Genomic DNA, 13,955 nt, shown 5'->3' with positions numbered 1-13,955 from the left:
CGACGTTCACCGGGGCGCCACCGGGGGCTCACGTCGGCGTCGTACGACGCGGGCAGGGTGGGCCGCATGACGCAGACGACCCGCGACCTCGTGCTGGGCCTGGCCTTCCTGTTCTCCTTCCCGCTGCTCCTCAGCGTCACCGGGTGGCTGGCGGCCACCCACTGACCCACGACCCTTGCGATCGTGACAGCGTTACTGTCACGATGCGGGAGTGCAGCTCTCCTACTCCCTGATGTACGACGGCAACCCGCGCGCGGCTGCCGACCAGGTCGCCGAGCTCGAGAAGGCCGGCATCGACGTGGTGTGGGTGGCCGAGGCCTACGGCTTCGACTCCCCCACGCTGATGGGCTACCTCGCAGCCAAGACCGAGACCGTCCAGATCGGCTCGGCGATCCTCAACATCTACTCCCGCACCCCCGGGACGCTGCTGCAGACGGCCGCCGGGCTCGACAACGTGAGCGGCGGCCGCGCGTTCCTCGGCCTCGGAGCCAGCGGACCGCAGGTGATCGAGGGGTGGCACGGCGTCCCCTACTCCAAGCCGCTGGGTCGCACGGCCGAGATCGTCGACCTGGTGCGCCGCGGCCTCCGGCGTGAGGTGCTCACCAACGACGGGACCTTCAAGCTCCCGCTGACCAAGGACGACGGCGCGGTCACCGGCCTCGGCAAGCCGCTGAAGATCCTGACCCACCCCGAGCGCGACTCGATCCCGATCTGGATCGCGGCGCTCGGCCCCAAGTCCGTGGAGCAGGCGGCGACCATCGCGGACGGCTGGATCCCCCACCTCTTCCACCCCGAGAAGTCCCACCTCGTCTGGGGCGACGCGCTCGCCGCCGGCGCGGAGCAGCGCTCCGCCGACCTCGCGCCGCTGCAGGTCACGGCCGGCGGCATGGTGGCGATCGGCGAGGGCCCCGAGACCAAGGCGCTCCTCGACTTCGCCCGCCCGCTCTTCGCCCTCTACGTCGGCGGCATGGGCGCGAAGGGCAAGAACTTCTACAACGACGTCGCAAAGGCCTACGGCTACGAGCAGGAGGCCGAGGAGATCCAGGACCTCTACCTCGCCGGCCACAAGAAGGAGGCCGAGGCGAAGGTGCCGACGGAGTGGCTCGAGGCGTGCAACCTCGTCGGCCCGGCGTCCTACGTCAAGGAGCGGATCGCCGCCTTCCGCGAGGCCGGCGTCACCCACCTCACGGTGATGCCCGCCAGCGACGACCCGGCCGCGACCGTGCGCCAGATCAAGGAGTGGGTGTGATGACCGGCCTCTACGAGGACGAGCACGAGGACTTCCGCAAGACCGCGCGGGCGTTCTTCGAGCGCGAGGTCGTGCCCCACCACGACCAGTGGGAGGCCGACGGGATCGTGCCGCGCGAGCTCTGGCTCAAGGCCGGCGAGGCGGGGCTGCTCTGCTTCGACGTCCCCGAGGCGTACGGCGGGGCCGGGATCGACGACTTCCGCTTCAACGTCGTGCTGTCGGAGGAGCAGACCCGGGCGGGTGCGTCGGGACCGGGGTTCTCGGTCCACAGCGACATCATCGTCCCCTATCTCACCAGCCTCGGCAGCGAGGAGCAGAAGCAGCGCTGGCTCCCCGGCTGCGTCAGCGGCGAGACCATCACCGCGATCGCGATGACCGAGCCCGGCGCCGGGTCCGACCTCCAGGGCGTCCGTACGTCGGCCGTCGACGCGGGCGACCACTACGTCGTCAACGGCTCCAAGACCTTCATCAGCAACGGCATCAACGCCGACCTCGTCATCGTCGTCGCCCGCACCGACCCCGACGCGGGCCACCAGGGCATCAGCCTGCTGGTGGTCGAGCGCGGCATGGAGGGCTTCGAGCGGGGGCGCAACCTCGACAAGATCGGCCTCCACGCCCAGGACACCGCCGAGCTGTCCTTCACCGACGTCCGGGTGCCGAAGGCCAACCTCCTCGGCGAGGAGGGCCAGGGCTTCGTCTACCTGATGCAGAACCTGCCCCAGGAGCGGCTGATCATCGGTGCCCAGGCGGTCGCGGCCACCGAGGCTGTCGTGGAGATGTGCCTCGACTACGCCAAGACCCGCGAGGCGTTCGGGCGGCCGATCGGCAAGTTCCAGCACAACCGCTTCCTCGTCGCCGAGATGGCGACCGAGGCGCGGGTGGCCCGCGCCTTCCTCGACGACTGCGTGCGCAAGCACCTCGACGGCCAGCTCGACGCCGTCGACGCAGCGATGGTGAAGTGGTGGACCACCGAGCTGCAGAACAAGATCGTCAACCAGGGCGTGCAGCTCCACGGCGGCTATGGCTACATGACCGAGTTCCCCATCGCGAAGGCCTACCTCGACAGCCGGATCTCCACGATCTACGGTGGCACGACCGAGATCCAGAAGGAGATCATCGGACGCAGCCTGGGGGTCTGATGCGATGGCGGGGTTCCCGGTCGCGGGCGAGGCGTACGCCGGCCGCTACACCGTCGTGCGCGAGCTCGGGCACGGCCGCGCCGGCACGGTCTACGAGGCCCACGACCCGGTCCTCGACCGCCCGGTCGCGCTGACCGTCGTCGTCCCGTCGCTGGCCGACCGGGGCGGCTACCAGGACCGGTTCGCCCGCGAGGCGGCCGCCCTCGCCCGCATCCGGTCGCGCCACGTCGTCGGCATCCACGAGTACGGCGAGCACGACGGCACCGTCTACGCCGTCACCCAGTTCTTCCCCGACGGCGACCTCGAGCGCTGGCTGGAGCATCGCGGGCCCCTGGACCGCGCCGACGCGCTCCGGCTGGTCGCCGAGGTCTGCCAAGGACTCGCCGACGCCCACGACGTCGGTGTGGTCCACGGCGACGTCCGGCCCGAGGCCGTGCTGCTGTGGCAGCAGCCCGACGGCCTGGTCCCCTACCTGCGCGACCTCGGCGTCGTCGGCGGCAACGAGCAGCACCTCGCCCCCGACGGCGCGATGGTCGGCACCCCGGCGTGGATGCCGCCCGAACGCCACTTCGGTCACCCGGCCGACGAGCGCGGCGACGTCTACGGCGCGGGCTGCCTGCTCTGGGCGACGCTGACCGGCCGGGCGCCGTACGCCGGCACGGACTTCCAGACCGTCAACGCCCACATCAACGACCCGGTGCCGCAGCTGCCCGGGGACGACGCGGTGGACGAGCGGATCAACGCCGTGCTCGCGGCCGCGATGGCGAAGTCCCCCGAGGACCGCACGACGTCGGCCTCCGAGCTGCGGGTGCGGCTCCTGCACGTCCTCCACGAGCTCCAGCGGTCGACCCAGGGGGCCGAGGCGGACGACGAGCCCCGCAGCCAGCGGTTGCTCCACTGGGCGCTGGCCTGCGTGGTCCTCGCCGTCGCGATCGGCGTGGTCGCCCTGGCCCTGTCCTGACCGCGGGCCCGCGGTCAGGCGGAGGAGTCGCTGAAGGCGTAGGTCGCCGCGTAGCGCGACGGCAGGGCCGCCGGGTGGGCGTCACGGCCCTGGAGGAGGCCACGCTCGAGGGCACGGCGCACCTGCGCGAGGTGGCGGGTCCACACGTCGACCACGGTGTCGCCGCGAGCGATCCGCACCGTGGCGCCGTCGACGAGTCGGAGGTCGCGGCCGTGAGCGGCGACCTGCACCTGGGTCAGCGCGTGCTCCAGCAGCCGGTCGGAGCCGAAGCCGTCCGGGACGAGCTGGACGGCGGCGATCCGGTCGCGGCCCTCGTCGAGCATCCGGGCGATCTCGAGGACGCCCTCGGGCGAGATCACCGCGCGCGGCGACTCGAGCTGGACCTCGAAGCGGAGGTTGCCCGTGAGCTCCTTCTCGACCCGCTCGGCGAGGTGGACGAGCGCCTCGACCTGGGCGACGCCGGTGACCGTGCGGACGGTCACGACGAAGCCCGGCGGCACCTCTCCGACACCCTCGAGGAACCGGCCGAGGGTGCGGACCGCGCGGGCGCGGGTCTCGCGGCCGAGCGCGGGGATCCGGATGCCGGCGTGGTCCGGCAGGTCGCCGCTCGCCGAGGCCGACGTCCACGACACGGCCGCGCGGTCGACGACGCGGTCGCCGGTCCACGGCGTGAAGTCGAGCCGGAGGTCCTCCACGGGCTCGGCAGCGAGCTTCTCGAGGACCTTCGCCATCAGCGCGTCGTCGCCGCCGAGGCAGTCGAGGAACTCCTCGGCGTGCTCGAGGATCAGTCCCTCGGCCTCGCGGCCGACGTCGCGCACGTGGTCGGCGTGGAAGTCGCCCGCGACGACGTACCAGGAGTGGACCGGGCGACGCTCCGCGAGGCGGAGGTGAGGGGTCGTCGGCGGCTCCTCGACGTCGGCGAGGATCTCGTCCACCTCGGCGGTGAGCCCGTCCAGATCCATGGCTCCACAGGGTAGTGGGGGTCCTCGGCGTGGCGCGAGTCGGTCAGGGGTCCCCTGCGACCCCGGACCGCTGCGCCCGGGCGTCAGGCGACGGCCAGCGCACCGGCGGCCACCAGGCCCGCCGCCGCGCACACCCCGAGGGTGCGCAGGGCCGACCAGCGGAGCCGGAGCACCAGCACGAGGGCGAGCCCGGTCAGCCCCACGGCCACCAGGTCGACCGACGCGGGCACCGGCAGCTCGAGGGACAGCGGTCCCGCCTCGACACGCCGGCTGTCCTCGAAGAGCGTGTGGAGCGCGAAGTAGGTGGCGAGGTTGGCGATGACCCCGACGACGGCCGCGGTGATGCCGGTCAGGGCTGCGGCGAGGCCGCGATGGTGCCGCAGCCGTTCGACGTACGGCGCCCCGAGGAGGATGAAGAGGAAGCACGGCACGAAGGTGACCCAGGTGGTGACCAGCGCCCCGAGGACGCCGGCGACCCAGGGGTCGAGCGGCCCGGGGTGGCGGTAGGCGCCGACGAAGGCGACGAACTGCACGACCATCACGAGTGGTCCGGGGGTGCTCTCGGCGAGCGCGAGCCCGCGGACCATCTCCCCCGGTGCGAGCCAGCCGTAGACCTGGACCGCCTGCTGCGCGACGTAGGCGAGCACGGCGTAGGCGCCGCCGAAGGTGACCAGGGCCGCGCCGCCGAAGAACCGGCCCTGGTCGACGAGGACCGAGTCGCGGCCCAGGGCGAGCCCGAGGGCGACCACCGGGGCGACCCACAGCGCGATCCCGACGACGAGCACAGTGAGGGACCGACGCCGGGTGGGGAGCTCGCGGTGGAGGGCGTCGTCCGCGATCAGGGGTGCCGGGCCGACGTCGCTCGCGGGGTCCCGCGGCGCCGGGGCCAGGTCGAGTCCGCCGACGCGGACCAGCAGCCAGCCGGTCGCGGCGGCGAGGCCGACGACGACCGGGAACGGCACTCCGAACACGGACAGGGCGAGGAATGCAGCGACCGCCAGACCGACCAGCGCCGGGTGGTGGAGGGCCTTCGCCCCCAGCCGCCACAGGGCGCTCACGACGATCGCGATCACCGCGGGCCCGACTCCGAGGAAGACCGCGTCGACCCAGGCGGTGTCGCCGTAGGCGACGTAGATCCCCGAGAGCGCCAGCAGCGCGACGACCCCTGGCAGCACGAAGAGGGTGCCGGCGACCAGCGCGCCGCGGACGCCGTTGAGCAACCACCCGACGTACGTCGCGAGCTGCTGGGCCTCGGGACCGGGGAGCAGCGTGCAGTAGGACAGCGCGAAGAGGAACCGCTGGTGGCCGATCCAGCGCTTCTCCTCGACCAGGGTGCGCTCCATGACGGCGATCTGGCCGGCGGGGCCGCCGAAGGTCTGCAGCGAGATGAGGAACCAGGCCCGGGTCGCCTCCCGGAGCGGGACCACGTCTCCGGTGCGGATGCTCACGCCGTTAAGTCAACCACTTCGCACGAGTTAGAGCACCCGAGCGATCACCGTTCGTCGCGTGTCCTCTGGGGCGGCTCCTCCCCGGGCAGCGGGTCCTGCTCGGGCTCGAGGCGCGCCATCGCGATCGGCAGGACGAAGGCGACGATCAGGACGGCAGGGACCAACAAGAGACTCACCCCTCGTGCCTACGCGACCTGCGCGCCCCTGACCTCACCCCTGCGTGGGTTTCGGGCCCCTCACTCCCACTCGATGGTGCCGGGCGGCTTCGAGGTGATGTCGAGGGTGACCCGGTTGACCTCGGCCACCTCGTTGGTGATCCGGGTCGAGATCGCCTCGAGCACGTCGTAGGGCACCCGCGCCCAGTCGGCGGTCATCGCGTCCTCGGAGGTGACGGGCCGGAGCACGACGGGGTGGCCGTAGGTGCGGCCGTCGCCCTGGACCCCGACCGACCGGACGTCGGCGAGCAGCACGACGGGGAACTGCCAGATGTCGCGGTCGAGGCCGGCGTGGGTGAGCTCCTCGCGGGCGATGGCGTCGGCGCGGCGCAGGATGTCGAGCCGGTCTCGGGTGACCTCGCCGATGATCCGGATGCCGAGGCCCGGGCCGGGGAACGGGTGCCGCCAGACCATCGACGGCGGGAGTCCGAGCTGCTCGCCGACGGCGCGGACCTCGTCCTTGAAGAGCGTGCGGAGCGGCTCGATGAGCTCGAACTGGAGGTCGTCGGGCAGTCCGCCGACGTTGTGGTGGGACTTGATGTTGGAGGTGCCGGCGCCCCCGCCCGACTCGACCACGTCGGGGTAGAGCGTGCCCTGCACGAGGTAGGCGGTGGCCTGGGTGCCGGCGGCGAGGTCGCCGAAGACCCGCACCTCGGCGGCCTCGAAGGTCCGGATGAACTCGCGTCCGATGATCTTGCGCTTGTCCTCGGGGTCGGAGACGCCGGCGAGCGCGTCGAGGAACTGGTCGGAGGCGTCGACCACGTCGAGGTCGCTGAAGACGGCCTCGAAGTCGCGCTTGACCTGGTCGGTCTCGCCGAGCCGCATCATCCCGTGGTCGACGTAGACGCAGGTGAGCCGGTCGCCGATGGCGCGCTCGACGATCGCGGCGGCCACGGCGGAGTCGACGCCGCCGGAGAGCGCGCAGATCGCCCGCCCCTCGCCGACCTGGTCGCGGATCAGCTCGACCTGCTCGTCGATGATGTTGAGCATCGTCCACGTCGGCCGGCAGCCGGCGATGTCGAGCAGGAAGTGCTCGAGGACGCGCTGGCCGTGCTCGGTGTGGAGGACCTCGGGGTGCCACTGGACCCCGGCCAGGCCGCGGCCGACGTCCTCGAAGGCCGCCACGGGCGTCACCGTCGTGGAGGCGAGCACGTCGAACCCGGCCGGCGCCGCCGTCACGGCGTCGCCGTGGGACATCCAGACGGTGTGCTCGGTCGGCAGGTCGGCCAGCAGGGTGCCGCTCTCGGAGACGCTCACCCGGGTACGGCCGTACTCGCGGGCGCCGGTCGCCGCCACCTCGCCACCGAGGCCGCGGGCCATCAGCTGGAAGCCGTAGCACATGCCGAACACCGGCACCCCCGCCGTGAACACGCCGGTGTCGATGCCGGGCGCGCCCTCGGCGTAGACGCTCGAGGGGCCCCCGGACAGCACGATCGCCTTCGGCCTGCGCGCCAGCATGTCGGCCACCGGCATCGTGTGGGGCACGATCTCGGAGTAGACCTTCGCCTCCCGCACCCGGCGGGCGATGAGCTGGGCGTACTGCGCGCCGAAGTCGACGACGAGGACCAGGTCGTGGTCGGGCGTCTCCGTCATGGCGTGAGCCTATCGACAGGTCGCGGGCGACCGTGACCTGCCGTCGTACCCGACATCAGCGTCGTGATCTGCCGGATTCACGACGCTCAGGTCGGGTAGGACGGGCTCACCCGGCGAGACGCCGCAGCCAGAGGGCGCGTTCGGTCTCGCCCAACGCGAGCCGGCGGGCAACGGTCGAGGTGTCGACCCACCACGTCGGCTGCTCGGTGGTCCACGACCGGGGCGACTCCGGCCGGGCCGCAGCGCGGCGGTAGGCCGCGTCGAGGCGGTCGGTGAAGCCGGCGGCGTCGGGGCGGCTCGACGACATCATCGTCACCAGCTCGAGGCCGAGGGTCGCGACACAGCGCCTCGCGGTCGAGGTCGCGCCGTCGCGTGGTGTCGTCGAGGTGGACGGCGCCGTCGTACTCCCCCACGATCCCGGCCCGCTCGTCGAGCAGGTCGGGGGTCAGCAGATGGCGCCCGGCGTGGTCGAAGACCGGCCGGTTGGCCGAGAGCACCGTCCCCGGCCGGTGGTGGGTCCACACCAGTCGCATCCGGGACTCCTGCGGGGACCAGGCGTTCTCGTCGGCCCGCGACAGCGCCTCGCGGAACCGTCGGATGCCCGGCCTGGGTCCGAGGGCGGCCGCGTAGTCGGCCAGCCGCTCGAGGTCCACCAGGTCCGCCGCGACCGCCATGTCGACCGTGATCTCGGCCGCTGCGAGCGTCCGCGCGCGGCACGTCTCGAAGGCGACCGCACGTTCGGGGATGGTCGTCCGCAGTCCGTCCACGCGTACGACGTCGTGGGGCAGCAGCCAGTCCTCGGTCAGCTCGACCCCGGCGCGGCGACGGGCGCCCCGCCGCCGGTCGAGCGCCACCGGCACGTCGACGGGCGTTCGACCGTCAGCGGCGAGACCGTCGAACCAGCGGGCGCCGGCCCACCCCAGTGATGCCCAGCCCGTGACCGCGGCATCGAGCGGCAGCCCCACCAGGGCCTCGACGATGCGCTGGTCGCGCGACGAGGAGTCGGTGCCGACCGGGACGTACTGACCCGGGGCGACCCGTCGCCAGCGCGGGCCGCGCGCCTGACCGGGTGTGGGCCCTGACGCGCCGCTGCGGTCGGGCGGTCGCGGCACGACGATCCCTCGCCGGGTGATCGGAACCGGGTCCATGCGCGCCAGCATCCGCCGGATCGCGGGGGCCGGCGCCGCTCTCTCCACAGGCGCGGCCGGGCCCGCTCGTCGTACCCGACATCAGCGTCGTGATCCGGCGAGATCACGACGCTCATGTCGGGTACGACGACTCCAGCCGGGCCACGGACACGAATCAGGGCCCGGCCGGGGAGGGAGGATGGCCGGGCCCTGACTGTCCACAAACCGGTGGTCGGTGGGTGGACCGGAGGACCCGACGAGGGAGGGAGCAAGGGTGTCGGGTCCACCCCTCCAACGAGGTCCTGTCGGGGTGGTTACGTCCGGCTCCGGACTTTTTCAGGAGACCTCGACGATGGGCAGCCGGAGTGCTCCGGGAGCCCCCTCGGGCACGACCGGATCACGGGGTGCGACCGGCTGGATCCGCCGATATCCGGCCCCGAGCACGGGGCGCGCGTCCTCCTCGCCCTTGTTGGGCCAGAACGACATCGCCCGCTCCGCCTGGGCCGTGATCGTCAGCGACGGGTTGACGCCGAGGTTGGCCGAGATCGCGGAGCCGTCGGCGACGTGGAGCCCCGGGTAGTGGTAGACGCGCTGGTAGGGGTCGATGACGCCCGACTCCACCGACGAGCCGATCGTGCAGCCGCCGATGAAGTGCGCCGTCAGCGGCATGTTGAACGGTTCGCCGATGTTGCCGCCGGGAAGGCCGCCGATCGTCGCCGCGATCCGTCGTACGGCGTCGTTCCCGGCAGGGATCCAGGTCGGGTTGGGGGCGCCGTGGCCCTGCCGGGAGGTCATCCGCCACCGCTTGGTCAACCGACCGCGCTTGCCGTAGGTCGTGATCGAGTTGTCGAGGCTCTGCATGACCAGGGCGATGACGGTCCGCTCCGACCAGTGCTTCACGTCGACGAGGTCGCCGAGGTGGTGGCGCTGGGTCCACAGCTCCTTGAGCCACGTCCGCCAGCGGGGCGCCGGACCGTCGCCGTCGGTGAGCACGGTCTGGAGGAAGGCCATCGCGTTGTGACCACGGCCGTAGCGCACCGGCTCGATGTGGGTGTCGGCGTCGGGGTGGAAGCTCGACGTGATCGCGACGCCCTCGCTGTAGTCGGTCGTGTCGCCCTTCGGGGCGATGGCGCCGAGGATCGACTCCGAGTTCGTGCGCGAGAGGTGGCCGAGCCGCTCCGAGAGCCGCGGCAGGTGGCCCTCGTCCTTCATCCGGTGGAGGAGCTTCTGGGTGCCGAGGGACGCCGCGGCCAGCACGACGTGGTCGGCGGTCAGCGTGCGGGTGGTCCGCGAGGTCTCGCGCTTCGCCTTGGTGAACCGCACCCGCACCTCGTAGCCGTGGTCGGCGTCGGTGCGTGGTGAGATCCGCGTGACCGTCGTCAGCGGCAGCACCTTCGCACCCTTGCTCTCGGCGAGGTAGAGATAGTTCTTGACCAGCGTGTTCTTCGCGTTGTGGCGGCAGCCGGACATGCACTCGCCGCAGTTGATGCACGTACGCCGCGCCGGACCCGCACCGCCGAAGAACGGGTCGTCGACCTCCTCGCCGCGCGCCTGGCCGGGTCCGCCGAAGAAGACCCCGACCGGCGTGGGGTGGAAGGTCTCGCCCACGCCCATGTCGGTGGCGACCTTCTCCATCACGTCGTCGGCGGGCGTCCGGTAGGGGTAGTCGGTGACGCCGAGCATCCGCTTCGCCTGGTCGTAGAACGGCGCGAGCTCGTCGGCCCAGTCGGTGATGTGGGCCCACTGCGGGTCCCGGTAGAACGCGGGCAGCGGCTCGTAGAGGGTGTTGGCGTAGACCAGCGACCCGCCGCCGACGCCTGCGCCCGCCACGATCATCGTGTCGTGGACGGCGTCGATGCGCTGGATGCCGTAGCAGCCGAGGGCGGGCGCCCAGAGGAACTGCTTGAGGTCGAAGGTGCCCGTGGTGAAGTCGTCGTCCTCGAACCGGGCGCCGGCCTCGAGGACCCCGACGCGGTAGCCCTTCTCGGTCAGCCGGAGCGCCGCGACCGACCCGCCGAAGCCGGAGCCGACGACGAGGACGTCGTAGTGGTGGGGGTCCTGGCGTGCGTGCCGGCCCGTCATGCCCGGCCCAGCTTGTTCATCAGGCGCAGCTGCGCGGTCATGACCTTGGCGTAGGTCTCGTCGGACATCCCGAGCATCGGCGCGAAGCGCACCAGCCGCTGGGTGGCGACGGACTGGGCCTCGGTGTAGCGCAGGATGCCCTCGCTGCCCTGGCGGCGACCCATGCCCGACTGCCGCATGCCGCCCATCGGGGAGTCGATGCTGGCGAAGGTGGCACCGAAGGCCTCGTTGATGTTGACGGTGCCGCAGCGGACGTGACGCGCGATCTCGCGCGCCCGGCGCCCGTCCTGGCTGTAGATCGAGGCGTTGAGGCCGTAGTCGCCGTCGTTGGCCCGCGCGACCGCGTCGGCCTCGTCGTGGAAGCGGTAGAGGGCGATGACCGGGCCGAAGGTCTCGTGGCCGAAGCAGGTCATGTCAGGACTGACGCCCTCGAGGATGGTGGGCTCGTAGACGAAGGGCCCGAGGTCGGGCCGGTGCCTGCCGCCGGTCAGCACGGTCGCTCCCTTGGCGACCGCGTCGGCCACGTGGGCCTCGACGGTGTCGAGCTGGTCCTGGCTGATCAGCGAGCCCATGTCGACGCCCCACTCGAGGCTGGCGCCCAGCGTCATCGCCTGGGTGCGGGCCACGAACCGCTCGACGAACCGGTCGTAGACCTGGTCGGCGACGAAGAGCCGCTCGGTCGAGACACAGAGCTGGCCGGCGTTGGAGAACGAGGCGCGGACCGCGCCCTCGGCCGCCTTCTCGAGGTCGGCGTCGCGCAGGACCAGCAGCGGGTTCTTGCCGCCGAGCTCGAGGGAGCAGCCGATCAGCCGGTCGGCGCACCCCTGGGCCACCAGCCGCCCGGTCGCCGTCGAGCCGGTGAAGCAGACGTAGTCGGCACGCTCGATGACCGACGTCCCGACCCGCGACCCGGGACCCGCGACGACCTGCCAGAGGTCGCGCGGGAAGCCCGCCTCCTCGAGCAGCTCCGCAGCGAGCAGCGCCGAGAGCATCGTCTGGGCGTCGGGCTTGGTGACGACGGCGTTGCCGGCCAGCAGCGCGGGAAGGCCGTCGCAGAGCGCCATCGTGAACGGGTAGTTCCAGGGCGAGATGATGCCGACGACGCCCTTGGGGACCCGGTTGACCTCGACCCGGGTCAGCCCGGGGACGACGCCCAGCTTGCGCTGGGTGTCGAGGTGGTCGTGGGCGGTGCGCGCGTAGTAGCGCGCGGTCAGCGCGATGTGGAGCGGCTCGTCGAAGGCGTGCTTGCGCGCCTTGCCGGACTCGAGGCAGATCAGGTCGATGATCTCGGCCTGGCGGTCGAGCACCAGGTCGTGCAGCCGCAGCAGCATCGCGGCCCGGTCGTCGAGCGACGTGCGTGACCACTGCTCCTGGGCGCGACGGGCCCGGGCGAACGCCTCGTCGACGTCGACCGCCCCCGACTGGGGCACGTGGGCCAGCGGCTGGCCCTGGAGCGGCGAGTGGACGGCAGCGGTCTCGCCGGTCGTGGAGACGATGCGGCCGGTCAGCCGCGCGACGTACGCCGGCTCGAGGGCGTAGGAGGCGGCGGGGTCGTGCTCGGGGTCGGCGGGCCCGTCGACGAGCGGGCCGCCGGAGGGGTGCTGGGCGCTCATAATACCGAGAGTATGTGACCGGCGTCTCCTGATCTACCCCTCGGTAGCAACAGTGTCGCTGGACACACGACCGCTCGATGTCAAGAGAACCGCCACTCCAGCACGTGGCGGTAGGTCTCCCCCGGCCGCAGCACCGCGGACGGCCAGCCAGGGCGCCCCTCGTGACGGGGCGAGTCGGGCAGCAGCTGCGGCTCCAGGGCGACCCCTGAGCGGGGCGGCCGGCTCTGCAACCACTCGCCCGTGTAGACCTGCAGGGCCGGCTGGTCCGAGCGGACCGTGAGCGTCGTCTGCGTCGCGGGCGAGACCAGGCGTGCCACCGGCCGGAGGCCCTCACCGGTGACCACGAAGGCGCGGTCGAGCGGTCCGACGTCGCCGAGCCGCAGACCCGACCGCAGGTCGAGTCCCGCAGCGACCGGGACCGGGTCACCGGTGGGGATGCCGGCGTCGTCGACGGGCAGCACCAGGTCCGCGGGCACGGTCAGCACGTGGTCGTCGACGGACCCGGAGTCGTCGAGCACGGCGTAGCCGTGGTGGGTCAGGCTCACCACGGTCGGAGCGTCGGTCGTCGCGGTCAGCGTCAGTCGGAAGCCGTCCGGCGACACGTCGTACGCCGCCTCGGCGACGAGCCTGCCCGGGAACCCTTGGTCGCCGTCCGGGCTGGTGAGCCGGAGCCGTGCCGAGGAGCCGTCGGCCTCGACGACGTCCCACGGGCGGGTGTCGAAGCCCTCCGGGCCCCCGTGGAGCGTGGTCGTGCCCTCGTTGGTCGCGAGCCGGTGCTCCTGACCGTCGACGACGACGGCCCCACCGCTGATCCGGTTGGCGAACCGGCCGATCGTCGCGCCGAGGAAGTCACCGCTGACGGCTGGGCCCGAGAGGACCACGTCGCGGCGTACGCCGTCACCGCAGGTGACCTCGAGGCGGACCACGGCGGCCCCGAGGGGATCGACCTCCAGCACCGGGCCCGGCTCGGCCCCGATCACGACATGCCGGTCCGGTGAGGTCATGCCCGGACGCTACCGGCCGTGCGTCCTAGGCTGCGCGGCATGGTCAAGCAGTCCACCACCATGCTCTCGCTCTCCCTGATGGGCGCCCTGGTCATCATTCCGGTCGCGGTCTTCTTCGTCGTCGGGAGCGAGGAGGGTGCGCTGGCCGCGCCCGCCACCCTGCTGCTGGTCGCGATCCCCGCCGCCGGCGCGGCGGTGCACGTGCTGCTGGAGTCGATCGGCTACCGCGTCCAGCCGATCGCCCCGGGGACGCCCGAGGACGACGCGCGCGGCCAGGCCGTGGCCCGGTGGCAGGCGTCGATGATCCAGCGCTTCGCCCTCTCCGAGTCGATCGCGATCGTCTCGCTCGCGCTCTGCTTCGTCGTCGAGCAGGGCGGCTACGTCCTGCTGCTCCTGGGGTGCGCGACCTCCCTCACCCTCATGGCCGTCCACGTCTTCCCGTGGTCGCGCCCGGTCGGCAAGGTCGCCGACGCCCTCGAGCGGGACGGCGCCCGCTCCGGACTGCGTGAGGTCTTCGGCCAGGGCGGCGGCCCCGGCGGTGCGATCCGGGAGCTCTGAGGCG

12 protein-coding genes are annotated in these 13,955 nt (G+C 72.4%); 4 read left to right on the top strand and 8 right to left on the bottom strand.

Features of this window, described 5'->3' with window-relative positions; all coding sequences use genetic code 11:
* Positions 1 to 211 precede the first annotated feature (211 nt).
* Genes ABD091_RS14440 through ABD091_RS14430 form a run of 3 tightly spaced genes read left to right on the top strand, consistent with a single transcriptional unit; the run spans position 212 to position 3,349 of the window.
* A complete protein-coding gene (locus tag ABD091_RS14440) occupies positions 212 to 1,249 on the top strand; it encodes an LLM class F420-dependent oxidoreductase (protein ID WP_343919626.1) in 1,038 nt (345 codons plus the stop codon).
* The gene (locus tag ABD091_RS14435) at positions 1,249 to 2,388 is read left to right on the top strand and encodes an acyl-CoA dehydrogenase family protein (protein ID WP_343919624.1); all 1,140 of its coding nucleotides are present in this window, start codon (positions 1,249 to 1,251) and stop codon (positions 2,386 to 2,388) included. Before ABD091_RS14440 ends, ABD091_RS14435 begins: the two co-directional genes overlap by 1 nt.
* Before the next feature lie 4 nt (positions 2,389 to 2,392).
* Positions 2,393 to 3,349, top strand: coding sequence for a serine/threonine-protein kinase (locus ABD091_RS14430; protein WP_343919622.1), 957 nt, complete (start codon positions 2,393 to 2,395; stop codon positions 3,347 to 3,349).
* Positions 3,350 to 3,363: 14 nt separating this feature from the next.
* Here ABD091_RS14430 and ABD091_RS14425 read toward each other — a convergent pair whose 3' ends face one another.
* The 8 genes from ABD091_RS14425 to ABD091_RS14390 form a co-directional block, all read right to left on the bottom strand.
* On the bottom strand, positions 3,364 to 4,311 hold the full coding sequence (locus ABD091_RS14425; RefSeq protein WP_343919620.1) for a DUF6986 family protein: 948 nt from the start codon (positions 4,309 to 4,311) through the stop codon (positions 3,364 to 3,366).
* 83 nt (positions 4,312 to 4,394) lie between these two features.
* Positions 4,395 to 5,759 carry a chromate efflux transporter gene (gene chrA, locus ABD091_RS14420; RefSeq protein ID WP_343919618.1) on the bottom strand — a complete coding sequence of 455 codons (1,365 nt, stop codon included), beginning with the start codon at positions 5,757 to 5,759 and terminating at the stop codon, positions 4,395 to 4,397.
* Between the two features lie 44 nt (positions 5,760 to 5,803).
* Positions 5,804 to 5,935, bottom strand: coding sequence for a hypothetical protein (locus ABD091_RS14415; RefSeq protein ID WP_343919616.1), 132 nt, complete (start codon positions 5,933 to 5,935; stop codon positions 5,804 to 5,806).
* Between the two features lie 60 nt (positions 5,936 to 5,995).
* The gene (gene guaA, locus ABD091_RS14410; protein ID WP_343919614.1) at positions 5,996 to 7,567 is read right to left on the bottom strand and encodes a glutamine-hydrolyzing GMP synthase; all 1,572 of its coding nucleotides are present in this window, start codon (positions 7,565 to 7,567) and stop codon (positions 5,996 to 5,998) included.
* Between the two features lie 86 nt (positions 7,568 to 7,653).
* Positions 7,654 to 8,715, bottom strand: coding sequence for a hypothetical protein (locus ABD091_RS14405; protein ID WP_343919612.1), 1,062 nt, complete (start codon positions 8,713 to 8,715; stop codon positions 7,654 to 7,656).
* 315 nt (positions 8,716 to 9,030) lie between these two features.
* A complete protein-coding gene (locus ABD091_RS14400; protein WP_343919610.1) occupies positions 9,031 to 10,776 on the bottom strand; it encodes a GMC family oxidoreductase N-terminal domain-containing protein in 1,746 nt (581 codons plus the stop codon).
* Entirely contained in the window at positions 10,773 to 12,389 is a 1,617-nt protein-coding gene (locus tag ABD091_RS14395; RefSeq protein ID WP_343919608.1) for a succinic semialdehyde dehydrogenase, read from the bottom strand. The genes ABD091_RS14400 and ABD091_RS14395 overlap by 4 nt, the downstream gene beginning before the upstream one ends.
* Positions 12,390 to 12,469: 80 nt before the next feature.
* On the bottom strand, positions 12,470 to 13,393 hold the full coding sequence (locus ABD091_RS14390) for an aldose epimerase family protein (protein ID WP_343919606.1): 924 nt from the start codon (positions 13,391 to 13,393) through the stop codon (positions 12,470 to 12,472).
* A gap of 39 nt (positions 13,394 to 13,432) precedes the next feature.
* On the opposite strand from ABD091_RS14390, the gene ABD091_RS14385 reads away from it, so the two are divergent.
* On the top strand, positions 13,433 to 13,951 hold the full coding sequence (locus ABD091_RS14385) for a hypothetical protein (RefSeq protein ID WP_343919604.1): 519 nt from the start codon (positions 13,433 to 13,435) through the stop codon (positions 13,949 to 13,951).
* The last annotated feature ends 4 nt before the right edge of the window (positions 13,952 to 13,955 follow it).

Source organism: Nocardioides aestuarii (assembly GCF_039527245.1).
Lineage (GTDB): Bacteria > Actinomycetota > Actinomycetes > Propionibacteriales > Nocardioidaceae > Nocardioides > Nocardioides aestuarii.
The sequence above is the reverse complement of the archived record's forward strand: the minus strand, read 5'-3'. Positions and strand labels throughout refer to the sequence as shown.